The 22,044-nt window shown below is 44.3% G+C and carries 21 protein-coding genes; 16 read left to right on the top strand and 5 right to left on the bottom strand.

Translation table 11 applies throughout. The features are described 5' to 3' along the window. The first annotated feature begins 7 nt into the window (after positions 1 to 7). The 3 genes from gltX to J3U64_RS02405 all read left to right on the top strand — a co-directional run bounded on the left by gltX (position 8) and on the right by J3U64_RS02405 (position 4,578). Positions 8 to 1,393, top strand: coding sequence for a glutamate--tRNA ligase (gene gltX / locus J3U64_RS02415; RefSeq protein WP_267408372.1), 1,386 nt, complete (start codon positions 8 to 10; stop codon positions 1,391 to 1,393). Between the two features lie 262 nt (positions 1,394 to 1,655). Further along, entirely contained in the window at positions 1,656 to 2,762 is a 1,107-nt protein-coding gene (gene mnmA, locus J3U64_RS02410) for a tRNA 2-thiouridine(34) synthase MnmA (protein WP_267408153.1), read from the top strand. A 151-nt stretch (positions 2,763 to 2,913) separates the two neighbouring features. Further along, positions 2,914 to 4,578 carry an AMP-binding protein gene (locus tag J3U64_RS02405; protein WP_267408152.1) on the top strand — a complete coding sequence of 555 codons (1,665 nt, stop codon included), beginning with the start codon at positions 2,914 to 2,916 and terminating at the stop codon, positions 4,576 to 4,578. Positions 4,579 to 4,818: 240 nt separating this feature from the next. Here the strand turns inward: J3U64_RS02405 and purE are convergent, their stop codons facing one another. From purE to J3U64_RS02385, 4 genes are read right to left on the bottom strand one after another with little or no spacing between them, the layout of a single operon-like run. After that, the gene (purE, locus tag J3U64_RS02400; RefSeq protein WP_100139885.1) at positions 4,819 to 5,316 is read right to left on the bottom strand and encodes a 5-(carboxyamino)imidazole ribonucleotide mutase; all 498 of its coding nucleotides are present in this window, start codon (positions 5,314 to 5,316) and stop codon (positions 4,819 to 4,821) included. A 25-nt stretch (positions 5,317 to 5,341) separates the two neighbouring features. Further along, the gene (locus J3U64_RS02395; RefSeq protein ID WP_267408151.1) at positions 5,342 to 6,010 is read right to left on the bottom strand and encodes a tetratricopeptide repeat protein; all 669 of its coding nucleotides are present in this window, start codon (positions 6,008 to 6,010) and stop codon (positions 5,342 to 5,344) included. Positions 6,011 to 6,039: 29 nt separating this feature from the next. Beyond that, positions 6,040 to 6,708: a class I SAM-dependent methyltransferase gene (locus J3U64_RS02390; protein WP_267408150.1), complete on the bottom strand. Its 669-nt coding sequence runs from the start codon at positions 6,706 to 6,708 to the stop codon at positions 6,040 to 6,042. Positions 6,709 to 6,725: 17 nt separating this feature from the next. Then, complete coding sequence (locus J3U64_RS02385; protein WP_100139888.1) at positions 6,726 to 6,911, bottom strand: DUF3460 family protein; 186 nt, start codon at positions 6,909 to 6,911, stop codon at positions 6,726 to 6,728. Positions 6,912 to 7,116: 205 nt separating this feature from the next. On the opposite strand from J3U64_RS02385, the gene pcnB reads away from it, so the two are divergent. The 12 genes from pcnB (at position 7,117) to J3U64_RS02325 (ending at position 20,236) form a co-directional block, all read left to right on the top strand. After that, positions 7,117 to 8,451 carry a polynucleotide adenylyltransferase PcnB gene (gene pcnB, locus J3U64_RS02380; protein ID WP_267408149.1) on the top strand — a complete coding sequence of 445 codons (1,335 nt, stop codon included), beginning with the start codon at positions 7,117 to 7,119 and terminating at the stop codon, positions 8,449 to 8,451. Then, on the top strand, positions 8,448 to 8,954 hold the full coding sequence (gene folK / locus J3U64_RS02375; RefSeq protein ID WP_267390038.1) for a 2-amino-4-hydroxy-6-hydroxymethyldihydropteridine diphosphokinase: 507 nt from the start codon (positions 8,448 to 8,450) through the stop codon (positions 8,952 to 8,954). Before pcnB ends, folK begins: the two co-directional genes overlap by 4 nt. Before the next feature lie 13 nt (positions 8,955 to 8,967). Then, positions 8,968 to 9,600: a deoxynucleoside kinase gene (locus J3U64_RS02370; protein ID WP_267390039.1), complete on the top strand. Its 633-nt coding sequence runs from the start codon at positions 8,968 to 8,970 to the stop codon at positions 9,598 to 9,600. Positions 9,601 to 10,173: 573 nt separating this feature from the next. Further along, complete coding sequence (gene panB / locus J3U64_RS02365) at positions 10,174 to 10,965, top strand: 3-methyl-2-oxobutanoate hydroxymethyltransferase (protein WP_267408148.1); 792 nt, start codon at positions 10,174 to 10,176, stop codon at positions 10,963 to 10,965. 173 nt (positions 10,966 to 11,138) lie between these two features. Beyond that, the gene (gene thiD / locus J3U64_RS02360; protein ID WP_267390041.1) at positions 11,139 to 11,963 is read left to right on the top strand and encodes a bifunctional hydroxymethylpyrimidine kinase/phosphomethylpyrimidine kinase; all 825 of its coding nucleotides are present in this window, start codon (positions 11,139 to 11,141) and stop codon (positions 11,961 to 11,963) included. Positions 11,964 to 12,048: 85 nt separating this feature from the next. Next, positions 12,049 to 12,708 carry a uracil-DNA glycosylase gene (gene ung / locus J3U64_RS02355; protein ID WP_267408147.1) on the top strand — a complete coding sequence of 220 codons (660 nt, stop codon included), beginning with the start codon at positions 12,049 to 12,051 and terminating at the stop codon, positions 12,706 to 12,708. Positions 12,709 to 12,792: 84 nt separating this feature from the next. Next, positions 12,793 to 14,793, top strand: coding sequence for a DNA helicase Rep (gene rep, locus J3U64_RS02350; RefSeq protein WP_267408146.1), 2,001 nt, complete (start codon positions 12,793 to 12,795; stop codon positions 14,791 to 14,793). 96 nt (positions 14,794 to 14,889) lie between these two features. After that, positions 14,890 to 15,372 (top strand): FKBP-type peptidyl-prolyl cis-trans isomerase, encoded by a 483-nt coding sequence (locus tag J3U64_RS02345; protein ID WP_100139894.1) that lies wholly within the window; start codon positions 14,890 to 14,892, stop codon positions 15,370 to 15,372. A gap of 175 nt (positions 15,373 to 15,547) precedes the next feature. After that, positions 15,548 to 18,277, top strand: a complete 2,730-nt coding sequence (gene glnE, locus J3U64_RS02340) for a bifunctional [glutamate--ammonia ligase]-adenylyl-L-tyrosine phosphorylase/[glutamate--ammonia-ligase] adenylyltransferase (protein ID WP_416384970.1) — start codon at positions 15,548 to 15,550, stop codon at positions 18,275 to 18,277. Between the two features lie 140 nt (positions 18,278 to 18,417). Further along, positions 18,418 to 19,086, top strand: coding sequence for a DnaA regulatory inactivator Hda (gene hda, locus J3U64_RS02335; protein WP_100139895.1), 669 nt, complete (start codon positions 18,418 to 18,420; stop codon positions 19,084 to 19,086). Beyond that, a complete protein-coding gene (locus J3U64_RS02330; protein WP_267408145.1) occupies positions 19,083 to 19,748 on the top strand; it encodes an HAD family hydrolase in 666 nt (221 codons plus the stop codon). Before hda ends, J3U64_RS02330 begins: the two co-directional genes overlap by 4 nt. 11 nt (positions 19,749 to 19,759) lie before the next feature. Beyond that, positions 19,760 to 20,236, top strand: coding sequence for a GNAT family N-acetyltransferase (locus tag J3U64_RS02325; protein ID WP_267408144.1), 477 nt, complete (start codon positions 19,760 to 19,762; stop codon positions 20,234 to 20,236). 68 nt (positions 20,237 to 20,304) lie between these two features. Here J3U64_RS02325 and J3U64_RS02320 read toward each other — a convergent pair whose 3' ends face one another. Then, on the bottom strand, positions 20,305 to 20,673 hold the full coding sequence (locus J3U64_RS02320; protein ID WP_267408143.1) for a hypothetical protein: 369 nt from the start codon (positions 20,671 to 20,673) through the stop codon (positions 20,305 to 20,307). A gap of 335 nt (positions 20,674 to 21,008) precedes the next feature. On the opposite strand from J3U64_RS02320, the gene J3U64_RS02315 reads away from it, so the two are divergent. Further along, on the top strand, positions 21,009 to 21,845 hold the full coding sequence (locus J3U64_RS02315; protein ID WP_267408142.1) for an HNH endonuclease: 837 nt from the start codon (positions 21,009 to 21,011) through the stop codon (positions 21,843 to 21,845). The last annotated feature ends 199 nt before the right edge of the window (positions 21,846 to 22,044 follow it).

The following is a 22,044-nucleotide window of genomic DNA, read 5'->3' as shown; positions in this document are numbered from 1 at the left end:
AATGGTTATCATGATACGTACTCGTTTTGCTCCCAGTCCTACCGGTTTTCTACATATTGGCGGTGTGCGCACGGCTTTGTTTTCATGGGCATTTGCGCGTAAACATCAGGGTAAATTTGTGTTACGCATTGAAGACACTGATTTGGAACGCTCTACTGCTGAATCGGTGCAGGCAATTTTGGATGGGATGCACTGGGTAGGTCTGGACTATGATGAAGGCCCGTTTTATCAGACGCAGCGTTTTGACCGCTATGCTGAAGTATTGCGTGAGCTACTGGCTTCTGGCCATGCCTATTATGACTACACCAGCCGTGAAGAGCTGGAAGCGATGCGGCAGGAAGCAGAAGCACGTGGCGAACATTTCTGGTACGACCGGCGCTGGCGTCCCGACGAGGGTAAAACTCTACCTCCAATACCAGAGGGTGTGCAGCCGGTAGTGCGTTTTAAAATGCCGCTGACTGGTGAAACGGCATGGGATGATTTGGTCAAAGGCCATATTGCTATTGCCAATCAAGATTTAGATGACCTGATTATTGCCCGCGCCGATGGTACCCCTACCTATAATTTCTGTGTGGTGGTAGATGATTATGATATGGGGATTACGCAGGTTATCCGTGGTGATGATCACGTTAATAACACCCCGAAACAGATTAATATTCTGCGTGCTATGGGAGCCACGCTGCCACAGTATGCACATCTGCCAATGATTTTGAATGAAAAAGGCGCGAAAATGAGTAAGCGCCGTGATGCAGTTAGTGTGGTGGATTATGATAAACAGGGTATTCTGCCGGAAGCTCTGTTGAATTATCTGGCACGCTTGGGCTGGGGGCATGGTGATGACGAATTTTTCACGATGGCTCAATTCGTGCAATGGTTTGATTTAAAAGATGTCAGCCCTTCTGCCAGCCGTTTCGACCACGAAAAGTTGCTGTGGCTGAATGCTCAGCACATCAAAGCCAGTGATGATACACGTCTGGCTGAACTGGTACGCCCACGATTAGAACAGCAGGGCATTGCGGTGGCTGAACAGCCTGCTTTGACCGATGTAATAGCTTTGGTAAAGGAACGAGCTCAGGATTTGAATCAGCTAGCCTCAGAATGTAGCTATTTTTATGTCAAAGCCACACCGAGTGAAAAAGAAGTGGCCAAACACTGGGATATGGATGCACCGGTACGAATGCAACGTTTTGCCGCTGAGCTGGAAAAGCTACCACAGTGGGATGCGGAAAGTATACATGCTTTGTTTGCGCCATTCTGTGAAGCAGAAAATATTAAAATGGGTAAATTGGGTATGCCATTGCGGCTGGCAGTCTGTGGTACTGGCAAAACACCGTCGATTGATCAGGTATTGGCTTTACTGGGGCGGGATGAAGTATTGCACCGCCTGCATTAGAATTGAGTCTGATTTGCATTTGCACAGGCTGTCGGGATTGTGATTGATTTGCTTTAGGCAGATTACGCAGTGATGACAGCCTGTGTTTTTTATTTTGTTCCTACTCAAATTGATGTTTGCTTGTGTAAACACATTAATGTTTATTGCAATGTATTGTGTGTTTATGCTGGCGGTTAGCAAGCCTTATGCAGTTAATGCTGCCTGTAAGTTGTCGCTATGCTCCGGCTGTGGCAAAATCGGCGCCGATTTTGGATAAATGTAAATGAATACAAAAGCTGATTTATCTCAACGCATTGTTGTTGGAATGTCTGGTGGTGTGGATTCATCGGTGACTGCCTTACTGCTCAAACAGGGCGGTTATGATGTGCGCGGTGTTTTCATGCAAAACTGGGAAGACGATAACGATGACGAGTATTGCTCCATCAAGCAGGACTCACTTGACGCTGTTACAGTGGCCGATGTGATTGGTATGGATATAGACATTGTCAATTTTGCCAGCGAGTATAAAGATAATGTCTTTGCCTACTTTCTACAGGAATATCAGGCAGGGCGCACACCAAATCCGGATGTGCTATGCAATGCGGAAATTAAATTCAAATGTTTTCTGGACCATGCTCTGGCCGGTGGTGCTGATGTAATTGCTACTGGTCATTATGCCCGCAAAGAGGTGCGCAATGGTGTGCATTATCTGCTTAAAGGGCTCGACCAAAACAAAGACCAGAGCTATTTTCTATATCGTCTCCAGCCTTATCAGCTACAACGAGCATTATTTCCGTTAGGTGAACTTGAAAAAACTGAAGTACGCCGTTTAGCGGAGCAGGCACAGTTGCCGACAGCAACCAAAAAAGACAGCACAGGTATCTGTTTTATCGGAGAACGGCCGTTTAGGCAGTTTTTACAACGATATTTACCTACCAATCCGGGTGCAATGGTCACACCGGAAGGAAAAGTGGTAGGTGAACATGAAGGTCTGATGTATTACACGTTGGGTCAGCGTAAAGGGCTAGGCATCGGCGGTGATGGCGAACCATGGTTTGTGGCTGGAAAAAATCTGAAAAGAAATGAACTTTTGGTGGTACAGGGGCATAACCATCCGCTTCTATTCAGCCGTAGCCTGATTATGCACGATCTAAGTTTTACAACGCCTGAGCAGCCGGCTGAAGGTCGCTACGGAGTGAAAACGCGTTACCGCATGCCGGATGCTTCCGCTACTTTGCGCTATCTTGATAACGGCAGTGCCGAGCTTGTATTTGATGAACCGCAATGGGCTGTGACACCAGGTCAGTCAGCCGTCCTGTATGCTGGCGAAATGTGTTTGGGTGGTGGTATTATCAGCGATACCGATAGCCACAGTATTAATAATAATTAATTTAATTTCAACCGATTGCCTATAATCGGGCAATCATCTTGCTAGCAATGATGCAGTCGTACTGATTTGATGTTTTCTTTACAGTCTGTTTAGACTGATGTTCCCTTACTTCACATTAAATCAGGCGCATTGTTGCAAAGGAAAAAAGATAATGGAAAAAATCTGGTTACAAAGTTATCAGGAAGGGGTGCGCGCAGAAGTGGATGTTCGTGCTTATTCGTCGATTATTGACGTGCTGCACACCAGTGTGAAGAAGTTCGGACCGCAGCCGAGTTTTTCTAATATGGGTACCACTCTGACGTATACGCAGACTGCGACTTTGGTGAATCAGTTTACTTCTTATTTGCAGAATGTGCTTAAGCTGCAAAAGGGTGAGCGCGTGGCAATTATGATGCCGAATGTGTTGCAGTATCCAGTGGCCGTGTTCGGTGTATTGCAGGCTGGCGGCGTAGTGGTTAATGTCAATCCTCTGTACACACCGCGTGAACTGGCGCATCAGCTAATTGATTCAGGTGCGACGGCCATTATTGTGCTGGAAAATTTTGCACATACGGTGGAAAAAGTGCTGGATCAGACATCACTAAAACAGGTGATTGTCGCCAGTATGGGAGATATGTTGGGCTGGCTGAAAGGCACGCTGGTGAATTTCATGCTGCGCAAAGTCAAAAAAATGGTGAAACCATTTCATATTCCGCAATCCATTACTTTTCCTCAAGCGCTTGCATTGGGTAAAAAGCAGCGCTTTACGCCAGTGCCGCTTGGACTGGAGGATTTGGCCTTATTGCAGTATACGGGTGGAACAACAGGTATATCCAAAGGTGCAATGCTGACTCATGGAAATATTGTTGCTAATATGCAGCAAGCATCAGAGTGGATTAAGGCCAATCTGGTACCGGGGCAGGAAGTGGTAGTAACACCGCTTCCGCTTTATCATATTTTTTCGCTCACAGTGAATATCATGATATTTGCCAATGCCGGCTCTAAAAATATTCTGATTACCAATCCGCGTGATATCAATGCGCTGGTTAAAGTACTCCAAAGTAATCGTGTCACGGTAATGAGCGGGGTAAATACGCTATTCAATGCTCTGATTCATAATGAAGAATTCAAAAAAATTGATTTTTCATCATGGAAGCTTGTTTTGGGTGGCGGGATGGCGACACAAAAAAATGTGGCGCAGGAATGGAAAGCGATTACAGGGGTGCCAATTATCGATGCTTATGGTCTGACTGAGGCCAGCCCAGGCGTGTGTGCCAATCCGTTAAATAATCCTGAATACACGGGCACAGCCGGTTTACCAGTATCCAATACAGATATTGAAATTCGAGATGACAACGGTAAAGTACTGGGTATAGGTGAAGTAGGAGAGTTGTGGGTACAAGGACCACAGGTAATGAAGGGCTACTGGAACCGGCCCGAGGAAACGGCCAAAGTATTGGATAGCCGTGGCTTTGTCGCCACCGGTGATATGGCAGAAATCGATGCCAAGGGTTATGTACGTTTGGTTGACCGTAAAAAAGACATGATTTTGGTATCGGGATTTAATGTTTATCCGAATGAAATTGAAGAAATAGTAGCTGCTATGCCAGAGGTATTGGAAGCAGCCTGTATCGGTGTGCCAAATGAGAAAACAGGTGAGGCGATAAAATTATTTGTGGTTAAGCGTGACCCTGCACTGACACGTGAGCAAATTATTGCATACTGTCGCCAGAATCTGACGGGATATAAAGTACCGAAGGACATCGAATTTTGTGAAGAATTGCCTAAATCAGCGGTAGGCAAAATTTTGCGTAAGGATTTGCGTACTGAAAAATAATGGTTTTGCAGATTAATAGCGGTTGCTGTTATGGTGCGGCAACCGCTTTTGTATTTATAGACTGGTAGGTAGCTGATACTAAAAAGCTACTGTTGCTAATTTTCTCACTCTTATGGCTTAGAAACAGCAGCTATGGACAGTATTAAGCGATTATTATCAGAAAAAGTCTGTTAAAGATGCAAATTGTTTGGAAGAAAATAAACGCTACTTAGCATGAGGTGCAGGCCAATTCCTGATTTATCAGGCTGGCTGACTGGGTAAATTCATCGCTAAAACATTTTGTCTTTGATTTTCTCGAAATTCCGTGAGTTTCTGAGCTAGCTGGGGATTGTTGTTTGCCAGCATTGCAATGGCAAATAAGGCTGCATTGGCTGCACCGGCCTCGCCGATGGCAAAGGTGGCTACCGGTACCCCTTTGGGCATTTGTACAATAGACATCAAGGAATCCTCGCCATGCAGATATTTGCTTGGAATCGGTACACCCAGTACAGGCAGCGTGGTTTTCGCAGCTACCATGCCGGGCAAATGCGCCGCACCACCGGCACCAGCAATAATGGCTTTGAGTCCTCTGGAGCGTGCATTTTCGGCATATTCAAACATTAAATCTGGGGTGCGGTGTGCAGAAACAACTTTTATTTCATAAGGAATGCTGAATTGTTGTAAAAACTGTTCTGCTTGCTGCATTACCGGATAATCGCTGTTGCTGCCCATGATGATGCCGATTTGAGGAGTATTCATGTTTTGCTCTTATTCTGTTTGTAAATTATTTTTTCAGTTGATGCTTGGCTTTATTTGCTGCATTACTAGTGGGATAGTTGCTGATAATGCGTTGATAGGTGGTACGGGCAATATCCTGCTGCTGTAAATGTGTCTGGCATTGTGCCACCTGATATAGGGCATTTGGCGTTTGGCTATTTTGTGGAAACAAATTGCTGAAGCGTTTGCCGATATTGATGACCGATTCGCAATTATTTAGACGCATATGGCTCTGTAGTAGCAACCACATGCGCTCCTGTGCCAGCTTGCTGCCATTGCTGCCGCTATCTGCATTTTTTAAAAGTCTGATACTCTGAGCATATAGTCCGGCGTTGTAGAGGCGTCGGGCTTCATCTGTATTATCGCTATTGCCAGTATTTTTTATTGGATTCACCCGAGCAGGCTGAATATGTACATTTAAATAACGCGATAGAGTTGATTGTTGCTGGCGTAAATCATTTAATTGATTTTGTAGGCTGGTTACCTGACTTTGCAGACTCATTATCTGAGTTTTCATTTGGCTCAATTGGTCTGCTGTCTGAAGGGTATACGGTGTAGGCGCCTCTGAATTAGTTGTATTTTCAGGGGCAGAGGAGGTACTCATGGTACTGCATGAGCTGATGGTTATCATAGTCAGTGCAGCCAGCAATAGATAACGATAATTAAATAAGAACATTTGGTGTTGCTCTCTCTAGGTGATTGTTATTATTTTTTCTGCATCAAGGTCAGGCCATCACCCAGAGGGATGGTTAGTGGCTGCACACGCGAATCATGTTTCAGGCTGGCATTAAATGAACGCATAATCTGAACGCTTTCTGGTTCGTGCGTGGTTGCAGGTTGAGCCACACGCCCATGCAGCAGTACATTATCTATGGCAATAATGCCGCCAGAGCGAACCAATTGCAGGCAGCGTTCATAATAGTGAGGTGTTGGCGGTTTATCGGCATCAATCAAAGCTATGTCATATTGATTGCTTTGTCCTGCCGCAATCAGTTTATCCAACGTTATCAAGGCTGGTTGTAAATAGAGCTGTATTTTGTGACTGACATTGGCTTCTTGCCAGTAACGGCGGGCGATATCAGTGTAAGTGACATTAATATCACAGGCAGTTATGTGACCGCTTTCCGGCAAAGCCAGTGCCATGGCAGTGCTGCTGTATCCGGTAAAAACACCGATTTCAAGATAATGGCGTGCTTGTATCAGCGTTGCTAACCATGTCATCAGCTTCGCCTGCTCGGGCGCAATACTCATATTTCCTTTGCGGTGCCGGGCAGTTTCAGCACGCAGCTGTGCCAGTAAAGGGTGCTCTTGGGGATTTACCTCCGCCAGATAAGTATTAAGCGCAGGACTATTCACGCCAGCTCGTTGACTCATGACAGGTCGGCAAAAGATTATTCGGTTAAATAGGTATAGCCTTTTTTTGGCAGTTTGGCGGCAGCAAAATTTGCTTCATCTTCGGGATTTAGCTGAACATCCCACAGCAAGCCGCGATGCTGGATCTGAGCCTGAGCTTCCTCTGGGTGTTCATTTAAGTATTTATTCAGAAATTGGGTTGTGTCAGACTGATAGTTATACATATAAGTTTCTTCTTACATATGTTATTTAGAAACAGGTGTATTATTATATACAAAGTGCACCATACTGGTGAAGAAGCAGGCAGAATTGTACGAGTCTGGTCTGCTAACGATGATGAGAAACGAATAGATAGGTTATACTACGCTGTTTTAGTGGTCGTGTTTGCTGTGGCACGCGAGTATTTTTTTATAAGCTTATGTATTTTCTATGCTAAAAAAGTGGTTACACAGGGTTTTGCCGCGTAAGACTGTCAGTAAAGGCAGAAAACGGGAAATACCCTTTGCACAACATCATATTAAGGCGGATGAGCTGAGTTTCGCTGCGGAAAAAGTGATATCCCGTTTGCAGAAAGAAGGCTATGAGGCTTATGTGGTAGGTGGAGCAGTGCGGGATTTGCTATTGGGTGTGTCTCCCAAAGATTATGATGTCGCCACCAATGCCACGCCCGAACAGGTGCGTAAACTATTCAGACGCAGCCGCATCATTGGCCGACGCTTTCCGATTGTACATGTCATGGTGGGGCCAGAAACCATTGAAGTTACAACTTTCCGTGGTGGTGCCGTCAGTAGCCATAATGAGCTGGGGCGGATTATGAAAGATGTAAGTTTCGGTACGCTGGAACAGGACGCCATGCGTCGCGATTTTACCGCCAACGCACTTTATTATGATCCACACAGACAGGTCATATTGGATTTTCATCATGGCGTGGAAGATATTCGCAATCATCGTCTGGTTATGATAGGCAATCCGCAGGAGCGTTATCAGGAAGACCCGGTACGCATGTTGCGTGCAGCCAGACTCTCAGGCAAACTTGGATTTACGGTTGACAGACAGACATCCAAACCAATTGCCGAATGTGCGCAGTTGCTTCAGCGGGAGCCACCGGCACGGCTATTTGATGAAGTGTTAAAGATTCTATTCAGTGGTTATGCGCAAGCATGTTTGCGTCAGATGGATATATTGGGTTTAAAAAATATTCATCCGCTCTTGGATGCACTGATGCCTGGAGCAGGCGGCAGTGGGCACATAGCTGCGCTGGCTCTGCAAAATACTGATGAACGTCTACGTGCGGATAAGTCCGTTTCCATGGGATTTGTACTGGCGGCAGTATTGTGGCCGCATATGCGTGAAGCATGGATACAACAACAGGCGCGCGGTATGCGCAGTAATGGAGCCATGCATGCTGCCATGGCTTCCGAACGTCAGCACATAGATAAACACTGGGGTGTACCACAGCGCTATGGTGTTACTATGCGTGAAATCTGGTCTCTGCAACCGCAATTTGAAATAATGCGCGGTGGACGGCCATATCGTCTACTTGCTCAGCCGCGCTTTCGTGCTGCTTTTGATTTTCTGTGTCTGCGCGCCAATCTTGGCGAAGTGGCTCAGGAAACTGTGCAGTGGTGGCAGAATTTTCAGCAGGGAACGGATGCAGAGCGTGAGGAGCTGATTCACACTGCGATGCAGGTAAAAACAACCTCTACAAAATCAAAACGAAATCGTAATAAACGCACTAACAAATCCAAGCAGGAGGGAGCATGAAAACAGTAACAGCGGTTATTGCTTTGGGCGCTAATCTAGGAAATCCGCGCAAACAGGTTGAAGCAGCTATGGCTGCATTGAATCAGGTTAGTGGTATCCGTGTAAAGGCAATTTCACCACTTTATCTTACCAAGCCGGTGGGATTGACTGACCAGCCTGATTTTGTCAATGCGGTGGTTTTGGTTCATACCACTTTAAGTGCACAGGCATTGCTACATTCCATGCTAGAACTGGAAAATAAGCTGGGACGTGTGCGCAATGTGCCAAATGGTCCGCGTATGATTGATCTGGACGTAATTGATTACAATCATCAGACCATTAATGAACCTGATTTGAAATTGCCTCATCCAAGTGCGCATGAACGCGCATTCGTAATGGCTCCACTAGCTGCTATTGCACCATACTATGTAATCGGCACTCATGGCAGTGCCTCTACTCTGGCGGCAAAATTACTTAAAGCACAGCCGGATGCAGCCACGATTATTGAAGGCGATCAAAACTAAGTCAGGGGAAAATATGGATTATCGCTACATTGTCGTAGAAGGATCTATTGGCAGTGGCAAATCAGCTTTGAGCCGTCGTCTGGCACAGTATTTTGATGCATTACTATTATCAGAGATACCTGAAAGCAATCCGTTTTTAGAAAAATTCTATCTAAATGCTGCCAATCACGGGCTGGCCACAGAGATGCATTTTCTGATGCGCCGTTGTGAAGCCATCAATGTTATCTATGCTGAAGATGAACGGCGTTCACGTATTGTTGCTGATTTTCTGCTGGAGAAAGACCAGATATATGTACCGGTAATTCTGCGTGAAGAAGAGCAGACGTTGTATTGGCAAATCAAGCAAAAGGTGATGCCTAAATTTCCGGTACCGGATTTGGTGATTTATCTGGAAGCGGATGATGAATTGCTGGACAAGCGTCTGCGCCAGCGTGAGGATGGTATGATTAATTTGTTTCCTGCTGGTTATTTACAGCAGATTCATGCTGAATATCGCCGTTTTTTCCATTTATACCAGCATGCTCCATTACTGATTGCCAATACCAATGAGCTGGATTTTCTGGGTAATGAAGATCATTTTGAGTTGTTGCTAAATACCATTGCTAATATGCAGGGAAGTCGTAATTATCTGAATTTAAGCGAATAAGTGATGTGTTTTGCTGATGAGTAAAGCTGAATATTTTTTTGCGTAAGAAAGTTATTTTCAGCCGTTTTTTCTGTAGTAATTTTGCTATTTCAGTGTGCAGCGCAGTTTAATCGGGGTAAAAAAATATCAATGCCATTATGATGTTTGTTTGATATTTTTTGCATACTGATGTATGTGTTATTCAGTTTGGAAACCGTACTTTTTGGTAGAAAAAAGTACGGTTTTTGTTTATTGGATTGAAAATCAGTATACACATTCACACAATTTGCATGGTTTGGTTTCAAGCGTAAAAAAATGATGCTTGGCGTGATTGCTAGATGAGCAGATACGGATGATTAGTCATGTCGGGGGCAAGCGCACGTATCATCGTGCCGGTTAAATTTATCTTTAGCAAAATATTTGTTAATCTGCTCGGGTAAAAAGGTTGTCTGTGGTATTTTGCCGCACATTCAATTTGGCCGTTTGTTTATCAGTTTTACTGATTGATGAATTTGTTGTTTCCTTGCAGAAACAGACTGTGTATAACTACCGGCCGTGTTTTCTAATAAATATTATTATTTGATTTATCAATTTATGCATACCATTCACACTTTAAAAAAAATGAAAGCCGCAGGCGAAAAAATCGCTATGCTAACTTGTTACGATGCCAGTTTTGCTCGTCTGATGAGCGATGCTGGTGTTGACGTACTGCTGATTGGTGATTCCTTGGGTATGGCAGTGCAGGGACAAGCTTCTACTATTCCGGTTAGTGTTGACGATATTTGTTATCACACTGCGGCTGTGGCGCGAGGCAATCTACAGGCGCTGATACTGGCTGATCTGCCATTTGGTGCTTATCAACAAAGTAAAGAGCAGGCTTTTGCGGCAGCTGTTCGGCTGATGGTGGCCGGAGCACACATGGTAAAACTGGAAGGCGGTGAATGGATCGCTGAAACTACGCAATTTTTACAGCAACGCGGTATTCCTGTGTGTGCACATATCGGCCTGACGCCGCAGTCAGTACATACGCTTGGCGGTTATAAAGTTCAGGGTCGCGGTGAAGCTGCGGCACAATTGCTAGCTGATGCTCAGGCACATGCTCAAGCCGGAGCGGATATGGTGCTGATGGAGTGTGTGCCAGTTGCTCTGGCAGCAAAAGTAACCGCATCTGTAAGCTGTCCAACCATAGGTATTGGTGCCGGTGTCGATTGTGACGGACAGGTACTGGTGATGCATGATATGCTGGGAATTTATCCAGGCAAAACAGCAAAATTTGTGAAGAATTTCATGCACAATCAAACCAGTATTCAGGCTGCTGTCGGAGCCTATGTACAGGAAGTTAAAGCTAAGATTTTTCCTGATGCGGAACACAGTTTTACTGACTGATTGTTTGAATTAAATTTCTGTTTTTAATTGCAAATATTATATTTCTGGCGGTTTTTCCCTTTACAAACAAGGTTGCTTAAACTGATTGGTTTATTTGTATGGGCTTGTTTTTTTTGCAGGATGTATATATAAATTAAATCCTTGACTAATAAAAATTATTTTGGGAGTCGCTTATGGCCCTGGCCAAGCCTTACCCTCGTGCATTGACTATAGCCGGTTCGGATTCCGGTGGTGGTGCAGGTATACAAGCGGATTTAAAAACTTTTGCCGCACTTGGTGCCTACGGTACCAGTGTCATTACTGCAATAACAGCACAAAATACTTTTGGTGTGCAAAAGGTCATGGTGGTAACACCGGATATGATTGAGGCACAATGTTCGGCTGTGATGTCGGATATCCGTATTGATGCGCTCAAAATTGGTATGCTTGCGGATATTGAAAGTATACGTGTCGTTGCAGAGTCTTTGCAGCAATTTCATCTGCCTTTTACTGTATTAGATCCGGTAATGGTAGCCACCTCTGGTTCGGCACTGTCTATAGAAAATACCGTGCAAGCTATGAAGCAAATGCTTATGCCGCTTGCCGATATACTTACTCCTAATTTGTTCGAGCTGGCGTTGCTAACCCAGAAAACGATGGCTACTTCTAGTGATGAAATGCTGGAGCAGGGGCAAATTCTGCTGGATGAAGGTTGTCAGGCTGTTCTGGTCAAAGGCGGGCATCTCAGTGAAGATGAAGAAGCCATAGACTGGTTACTGGAAAAGGATTGCGAACCAGTTTGCTTTAAGAGTCTGCGTATTAAAACATCTCATACACATGGCACTGGATGTACGCTTTCAGCAGCAATTGCCGCTTTACGTCCACAGCATGAAACTTTAGCTAATACAGTAGCTGTGGCTAAATGCTATGTGCACGGCGCCATTGAGGCTGGACAGCATTGGCATTTAGGACACGGTTATGGTCCTCTGGCTCATTTCTGGCGTTTCAAGCATGATTAGTGGTTGTATCTGTATGCTAAAATTGGCTGCATGAGTGAGTATCAGGGTAAAGCAGAAATTATCCTAATCGTATAGGGGAGAACATATGCAGACATGGCATCAGGCAATTGGTGCAGAAAAACAGCAACCATATTTTCAGCATATTCTGGAAACTGTCCGTGCCGAAAGAATGGCCGGTAAAATTATTTATCCGCCTGCTCAAGATGTGTTTAATGCATTCAAGGCTACTGAGTTTGCACAGGTAAAAGTGGTGATTCTAGGGCAAGATCCTTACCATGGTCCGCAACAGGCTCATGGCCTCTCTTTCTCAGTCCGGCAGGGAATTGCTATTCCACCATCTTTGGTTAATATCTACAAAGAATTAGCAGACGATATTCCTGGTTTTCGTATACCACAGCATGGCTATCTGCAACACTGGGCGGAACAAGGTGTATTGCTGCTCAATACAGTTTTAACCGTGCGCGCTGGTCAGGCACATTCTCATGCTGAGCTGGGCTGGGAAACATTTACTGACCATGTGATTGCTGCACTGAATGCAGAACGTCAGAACGTTGTTTTTATGCTTTGGGGTAGTCATGCACAAAAAAAAGGAGCGATGATAAATCGCCAAAAGCATCTGGTACTGACTGCGCCCCATCCTTCTCCTTTATCCGCCTACCGTGGTTTTTTTGGTTGTAAACATTTTTCCAAAGCCAATGCATATCTGCAACAGCACGGTATGGCGCCAATCGATTGGCAAATTTAAGTTTACTATCCGATTCACAGATGTCAGGATTAGCTGTTTTAGGCAGAAGTCTCATCTATTGCGCCGGAAAGTATCTAGTAAATCATGTTGAATCTTAATCCACAACAACATCAGGCTATCCATTATTTGGATGGGCCGTTACTGGTACTTGCTGGTGCTGGCAGCGGTAAAACGCGTGTGATTACTGAAAAAATTGCCTATCTAATCAAGCAGGCTGGTTATCCACCGCATCAGATTGCCGCGATTACGTTTACGAATAAAGCGGCTCGGGAAATGCAAGAGCGTGTAGGGCATTTGTTGCACAAATCGCAGACCCGCGGTTTAAACATCAGCACGTTTCATTCATTGGGTATGCGTTTTCTGCGCGAAGAAGCGGCCGCAGCTGGTTATAAAAAACAGTTTTCTATTCTCGACAGTGCCGATGCGGGCAAAATTATCAGCGAGTTGCTGGGTAGCAGTGGCCGTGAAATGGTATTTAAGGCACAGCACCAAATTTCATTATGGAAAAACAGCCTGTTGTCACCAGAAACTATTATTCGGCAGGCAGATGATAGCTGGACACATCAAATAGGGCAGCTGTACGCCTCTTATCAGGATACTCTAATAAGTTATCAGGCAGTTGATTTTGATGATTTAATCCGCATACCGGTTGAGCTGCTGCAATCAGATGCAAACATCCGCTATAAGTGGCAGCTGCGCCTGCGTTATCTGCTGGTGGATGAATGTCAAGATACCAATACTTGCCAGTATGCGCTAATGCGTTTGCTTACAGGGGAGGATGGAAAATTTACTGCTGTAGGTGATGATGACCAGAGCATTTATGCTTGGCGTGGTGCCAATATGGAAAATCTGCGTCTGTTGCAGCAGGATTATCCGGATTTGAAAATCATCAAGCTGGAGCAAAATTATCGCTCTACTGCGCGTATTCTGCGCGTGGCCAATCAAGTAATAGCCCATAACCCTAAGTTATTCGCCAAAACTTTATGGAGTGAATATGGGCTTGGCGATATGATTGATGTGATTGCCTGTAAAAACGAAACCCATGAAGCCGATTTGGTGGTTAGCCGCATTGCGCACCAGAAACTGGTAGGCGGAGATGCGGTGCATTATCGCGATTTTGCCATCCTGTACAGGGGTAATCATCAGGCGCGAGTATTTGAAGAAGCTTTGCGCAGCAGACGGATTCCTTACCGTCTTTCTGGTGGGCAGAGTTTTTTTGACAAAGCTGAAATTAAGGATGTGCTCGCTTATGTGCGCTTACTCGCCAACCCAGATGATGATCCGGCTTTTTTACGCGCGGTGACTACTCCGCGGCGTGGAGTGGGCGAAACGACACTGGCAAAGCTGAACAATTATGCCAAAGTGGCGCAATGCAGCCTGTACGAGGCGGCGCGCAGTATGAGTGCTTTGGCAGAACTATCTGCCAAGAGCCGTGAGCCTTTACAGCAGTTTATGGCGATGCTGGCGGATTATCAAATACGCGCACGTACTGAAGCAGCTGGCAACTTGCTACACAATCTGTTGTCTGATATTGCTTATGAAGCACATCTACTGAACACAGAAGAAGGGCGTGCAGGTGAAATCAAGTGGCGTAATGTACAGGATTTGCTCGGCTGGATTAGTAAAAAAGGAGAGGAAGACGGTAGAAATATACTTGAAATAGCCCAGACCATTGCCCTGATGACCTTGCTGGATGGTAAGGAAGACGAAGATGCGGATATGGTGAGTATGTCCACATTGCATGCTTCGAAAGGATTGGAATACCCATATGTGTTTCTTGTTGGTTGTGAAGAAGGCGTTTTTCCGCATGCGGATAGCGTGGAGGAAGGCAATATCGATGAAGAGCGTCGGCTGATGTATGTTGGTATTACCCGTGCTCGTCAGACGCTCACGCTGACCCATTGTCATAAGCGCAAACGTGCCGGAACGTGGGAATTACATGAACCCAGCCGTTTCATAGATGAAATGCCGGCAGATGATATACGTTTGCTTGGGCGCAAAGGTAGTGAACCCATTGTCAGTCACTCGGAAGGCAAAAGTATATTGGCCGGAATGATGGCGCGACTGGACAGTCTGCAATCCTGATGGTGCCTTAACATCAGCAGCATGTGATGTTGCTGGTTCCATGTTAAACTACATCCTGTTTGCTGCTCGTGCAGTTTATTGATTATGGAAAAAATTATGAAAATCGCCAAAAACTCTGTAGTGACGCTGGATTATGAAATGTTTGATGCAGATAACCAGCTGATAGATAAAACGGAAGAACCTATCAGCTATCTGCATGGTGGTTATGATGGTATTTTCCCGTTGGTGGAAGAACAGTTGCACGATAAAGCAGTTGGCGATGTAGTAGATGTTACATTGTCTCCGGATGATGCTTTTGGCGAGCAGGAGGAAGATCTGATTCGCATCGAACCACTGGATGTGTTTCCGGTAGAAGTAGAAGTGGGCATGATGTTCGAAGCTGACGATCCAGAAACTGGTGAAGTGATGGTATACCGTATCACCGATGTGGCTGATGGTAAAGCCGTAGTGGATGGTAATCATCCCTTAGCCGGCCAGCGCATTCGCTTTAAAGCAACTGTAAAAGACATCCGCCCAGCTACTGCAGAAGAGCTGGAACACGGCCATGTACATGGTGCCCACGACCACCATCATCACTAATACATTACATCAATACGATTGTAACTGAATCTGTATAAAGAAAAGGGAATATTCATTATGATATGAATATTCCCTTTATTAGTATTTTATGAGTGATACCAACAGTATTGTACTGATGAGCCATTGTTAATTATCTGAAAGTTGTCAGTTCACAGTATTTAGGTCAGGCGGTATCATGCTCACACACAACTGTTACCAATTCAACAGCAACATGACTCCTGCACACATTCTCGTCACAGCCCGTCCATATTCATTGTTTCTCAGCCGTCTGCTAGATAACCATTTGCTCGACCAGAACAAACTTTTTCCATGGCTGGAAAGACGTCTGACGTTGGAAGATTTTCACGGTTTTGCCAACTGGACACAATTGCAGGCTGGTGAAAATGAGGCAGAGTTGAAACGCCAGTTGCGCCTGCTGCGCCGCCATGTAATTGCACATATCATGGCGCGCGATCTGGCACGGGTGAGTGATTTACAGGAAGTCACCACCACCATAACTCATCTAGCTGATTTCACCATCAATATCGCTGAACAGTATGCACATGCTTATTATGCTGGACTATATGGCGAACCAATTGGCGCCCTCAGCAATACATTTCAGCGGCTGAGTATAGTGGGCATGGGCAAGATGGGTGGATATGAACTGAATGTTTCCTCTGATATAGATTTAATTTTTGTTTTTCCGGAAGCTGGCGACACCGACGGTAAACGCCAGAAAAGCAATCAGGAATTTTTCACCAAAGTTGGCCAGAAAATCATATCGCTACTGAATGATATTACTGGTGACGGGCAGGTTTTCCGCGTAGATATGCGATTGCGTCCAGATGGTGATGCTGGGGCATTGGTAATAAATGAAACCGCGCTGGAACAATATCTGATACAGCAAGGACGGGAATGGGAGCGCTATGCATGGACTAAGGCTCGATTAATAACCGACTATCCGAATCATATCGCTGCACTTGTACGGCCGTTTGTGTATCGTAAATATCTGGATTTCAATGCCTACGATGCCATGCGCAATCTGCATCAGCAAATTCAGCGTGAAGTGACCCGCAAAGGCATGGCGGACAATATCAAACTGGGTGCCGGTGGCATTCGTGAAGTGGAATTTATTGCACAGATTTTCCAGCTGATACGTGGCGGTCAGATACGCAGCCTGCAACTAAAAGGCACACAGGAAACACTGCATGCCTTGCAGGAACAAGGCATGCTGTCAGCAGAAAAAGTTGATATCTTGCTACAGGCTTACCATTTTCTGAGAGATACCGAACACCGCTTACAATATTGGGATGATCAGCAAACGCAGATGCTGCCGGCCGGCACAGAGCAGCAACAAATGCTAGCAAAAAGTATGGGCTATGCCGATTATGAGCACTACCTTTTTGCATTGAATCAGCACCGTTGTGCTGTTAACCAGATTTTCAATGCCATTTTCACTGAGCCGGACGATAAGGCCAAAGCACAAGATCCTGATATGGTACGCGTTTGGCAGGTTGACAGTGATAGTGAAGAAAAAACTTCTTTACTAACAGCACATGGCTTTAATGCTCATAATGTAATTCAGCGTCTGCAACAACTACATCATGGCAGTCAGTACCGGCAGCTATCGTCATCTGCGCAACAGCGTTTTGATGACATGATTCCGTCTGTACTGAGCGTAGCAGCCAGATATCCGCAGCCAGATATTACATTAACCCGATTGCTTGATTTTGTAGAAACCATTGCTCGGCGCAGTTCATATTTGGCCTTTATGCATGAGCATCCCGAAGCTTTAGATAAACTGGCCGGACTCATGAGTCAAAGCAGCTGGGTTGCTACATACTTACAGCGGCATCCGGTATTATTGGACGAACTGCTTAGCAATGAACTAATGCGCAAGGATACTGATTGGACAGTACATGCGCAGGAGCTGACAAAGTTGTTGGATGATTGCCATGATGATGTCGAGGCGCAAATGGATGTTCTGCGCCGGTTTCAGCATGCATGGACTTTTCGTCTGGCTGTACAGGATTTGGCCGGTTTGTGGACAGTAGAAGGGTTGTCAGATCAGCTTTCTGCACTGGCAGACCTAATTATACAAAATGCACTGAATAGAGTATGGGCGCAATTACCACGACGTCACACTGAAACCCCGCATTTTGCTGTGATTGGTTATGGCAAACTGGGGGGTAAAGAATTAGGTTATACCTCAGATTTGGATTTGGTTTATGTATTTGATGATAACCATCCCGATGCTATTGATACATATACACGTCTGGCCCGTCGTCTTACCAGCTGGCTAACAGTACCAACCGGTGCAGGTACACTTTACGATATTGATTTACGGCTGCGCCCGAATGGCGATTCAGGTTTTACTGTTACCCATATACAGGCATTCGAACGCTATGAACGTGAAAGTGCATGGACTTGGGAGCATCAGGCCCTAACCCGAGCCCGCTTCATTGGTGGCGACAGCAACGTGGGCATACGATTTGATGGGGTACGTAGCGAAATTTTATGCCGCAAACGTGATACCGTCTCTTTAAGCAACGAAATCATCGCTATGCGCGAAAAAATGTTTCCTACACATCCACCCGTAGATACAAATGTAAAATATGCCCGCGGCGGAGTAGTGGATGTGGAATTTATTGTGCAGTATCTGATACTGGCACATGCGCATCAGTATCCGCAATTGCTAAACAATTACGGTAATATTGCCTTGCTCAGCATCGCTGCCGAATTGGGGCTAGTAGACAGCTGTATGGCCGAAGGCAGTCGCATGGCTTATCGGTATTATCGCCAGCAACAGCACAACACTCGTTTGCGCGATGCTGTCAACACCAACATAGACGCCACTTTGCTCGCCAATTATCAGGTCGTAAAGCAGCTTTGGACACAAGTATTTGGAGTAAAGCCAAAAGAATAATGTCATTTTTATGCCATGGGCAAGTGCAAACGTAAAATCCTTATTCCTCAGTAGCATTACTCCAATGTGCTGCTTGAAAGAAACAAAGCAGACAGCGTACAATCAAAGGCCACACTACCTTTTCAAACTGGTCTAACGTAGTGAACCAACTGATATTTGACTTTGATGATCGCAGCTATCCCGGATTTGACAAATTTCTCGGCCATACCAACGCTGAACTGATTTATGTTTTACAGCAGCAGGCAGATCCGTTTATCTTTGTTTGGGGCGAAGCCGGTAGCGGTAAAAGCCATTTACTAAAAGCATGGGTAGCGCAGGCGCAATCGCGCGGTCTGAAAGCCGAATATGTTGACGCTGCGAGCGAAGGCCTTGGTTATTGGCTGTTTGACCTTGATTGCGTTGCTGTGGATCAGATTGAATTACTCAGCCCTGCCGAGCAGCAGCAGCTTTTTTCTTTATTCAACCACTTTCGCAATACCCGTCAGGGCAATCTGCTTTTAAGCTCTGCCATCCCCCCCCAGCAGCTTATGATTCGCGAAGATTTACGTACCCGTATGGCTTTTTGTTTGGTATATGAAATCAAACCATTAAGCGACGAAGAGAAATTTAACGCATTGGTAGGCATGGCACGGGCTCGGCAAATACCGGTGGATGCTGAAGTTATCCGTTATCTGCTGGCTCACTGGCGCCGCGATTTGGACAGTCTATTGCTAATGCTCAATACCTTAAATGATTATTCACTTGCGCAGGGGCGGCGCATCACTCTTACCTTACTGCGGCAGCTACTTAAACAACAGGAACATGCATGAATCTGGCTATTTTTGACCTTGACCATACTCTGATTAATTGTGATTCGGATAACGAATGGCCGAAGTACCTGATGCAGAAAGGACTGGTCGACAAAGCGTTTGTTGACATGAAAAACAATAAATTCTATCAAGATTACCTAAATGGCTGTCTTGATATAGATGAATTCCTGCAATTCCAGCTCGCACCTCTGGCACGATTTACCCGTGCCGAACTGGACAGCATGCATAGCGAATACATGCATGACTTTATCGTACCGCATATTTCCACTATGGCAAAAATGCTGGTACAGGGGCATCGTGATGCTGGAGATGAAATGTTGCTATTATCGGCTACCAATGAGTTTATTATTGCCCCGATTGCAAAAACATTTGGTATTCAGAATATTATCGGCGTACAGTTAGAAACTGATGCAGCAGGTAACTATACCGGACGCTACATAGGCACACCCAGCTTTAAAGAAGGCAAAGTTATCCGTCTGCAACAATGGTTGGCACAACGAGGGCAACAACTGAGCGATTTTACCAAAGTTTATTTTTACAGCGATTCACATAACGATTTACCGCTCCTGCAACTAGTAACTGATCCGGTAGCCGTCAATCCTGATGAAAAATTAGCACAGTATGCCCACCGCCATGGCTGGCCGATACTCAATTTCATGTAAAAGGATGCATCATGAATATCGCAGAAAATGTGCAAATTGTTGATTACAGTGACCGCTATCATTCTGCTTTTCGTGATTTGAATGCAGCGTGGATAGCTAAATATTTCGAAATGGAAGACAGTGATTATCAGCTACTGGATAATCCCAGACAAGCCATCCTCGACAAAGGCGGCCACATACTGGTGGCACTGGAAAACGGCAAACCAGTAGGCGTATGTGCCCTGATAAAGCAGCATGGTGACCCATATGATTATGAGCTAGCCAAATTAACAGTGGCCCCAGAGGCACAGGGCAAACATATTGGCAGACATTTGATAGAGGCAATCATTGCCAAAGCCAGAGAAGAGGGCGCAAAAAAACTTTATGTAGAAAGCCATACTAGCCTGAAACCAGCCATCCATCTTTATCAGCAAGCCGGATTTAAAGAAATTACCAACCTTCATAGTACATTCAATAGAGTCAACATCCAGATGGAACTGACCCTATAAAACAATCAAACATAGGCGCAAACGCCAGTGAATTTGCTCAATAAATCCGCTGGCTTTTTCAAATGAAGTTATTCTTGAATGAGCTTATAAGCATGATACTGGCTGATGATTTCAGCATATTTACTGATTTCCGTCAGATAACACCTTAATCCGCTAATCAAAGCATTCAGATTACCGGCAAAATTCAACATTTCATCCATGGCTACACCAGCAATAATACCCAGATTTTCACGTTCAATCATCAGTTTGCCCAAAGTTTGCGTTATTTCCTGAAAGATATAATCTTCAGATTCATAATACTTAATTAACAAAGTCAAACCCTGCGCACTAAGTTGGCGCGCCTGTTCAGCTACAGGTAAATCGGGATTACAGATAATAGCAACGACTTGAGCGTTGAGTAAAAGCGTGACGGCAATGATATGGCTTATGAATAGCATTTGGGAATAAGCAAATACCGCACAAATATTAAAATTATGCGGTTGGCTACATTAAATCCAGTCCGCTAAGACTGACTGCTAAACAAAAAGCTGTAAAATAATACCGCCTTTACTTGTTGATATGTCAATATATTTTTAGAAAAATTATAAAAATTATGCCAGTTAATAGAATAAATTGATAAAAATTTTATTTAGCTTATACAAGCAAATATAGACACATAATCCTAAAAAAATTATTTGTCGATTGATATAGCTTGCACCTAAACCATTGTGTTGGCATTTTAAATAATTTGTTTTAAAGTGTTAAACATCAGTTTTTGCTTCCATCTAAACCCATGATTACGTTAACCCAAGGAACAATTTTAAATAACGAGCAATTATGTGATGTATTTCAATGTTCACCACAAGGGGGCATGCGTAAATCAAATCGAACTAACACATTAGTTCTGATAACCAATCATCTTGAGTCGGTCTATAAAGATGTGTGGAAAAATGACATTTTACATTACACCGGAATGGGCCAGATTGGTGATCAATCTTTAGATTTTGCTCAAAATAAAACATTAGCAAATATAGATAATAATGGCGTACAAGTACATTATTTCGAAGTGTTAGCAGAATATCAATATACTTATATTGGCGAAATGCTTAAAGCGGGAGAGCCTTATTGTACTCAACAGTTAGATGCTAAAAACCAATGGCGACAAGTATATATTTTTCCACTACGCTTGAAACAAGGTGGATTACCGGTAGAAATGGTGAATCATTTTGAGCAAGATAGATTAACCGCATTATCCAGATTTTCAGATAAAAAGCTCATAGCTAAAATTCAACGCCAAAATCAAGAAACTAAACAAACCAGTAAAATAACCGTAAAAACACCGCGCTATCGACGTAGTATGGAATTAGTGGAATATGTAAAACGCCAAGCGCGTGGTTATTGTGATTTATGTGAACAATTTGCGCCCTTTGTCAATCAAGAGCAACAACCGTATTTAGAATGCCATCATGTCGTATGGCTATCACAAAATGGCCCAGATACTTTAGACAATCTGGTCGCCTTATGCCCCAATTGCCATCGAAAAATGCATATTGTACAAGATAAAAATGATATTAATAAATTAACTGAAATTGCTTTCAAGCGTTTGTTCTTATTCAACGAAAATAACTGATTCTTGGAACAATGATTGAATTAGAAATGAAGCAGGATAAAAACTATTAACTTACCAAAAGATATACAATAAAAAATCTCTTAATTTTTATTTGCAACAGATGATCTTAAAAAAATCCATTATATTTATTCACAATTAAATTGTGAATTATGCCTCTTTCCAAATTTAATTTGTTTATAAACACCCTTATACTCAAATT

Source organism: Snodgrassella sp. B3800, assembly GCF_026535865.1.
In the GTDB taxonomy this organism is placed as follows: Bacteria; Pseudomonadota; Gammaproteobacteria; order Burkholderiales; family Neisseriaceae; genus Snodgrassella; species Snodgrassella alvi_E.
This window is presented reverse-complemented; position numbering and strand designations above follow the sequence as displayed.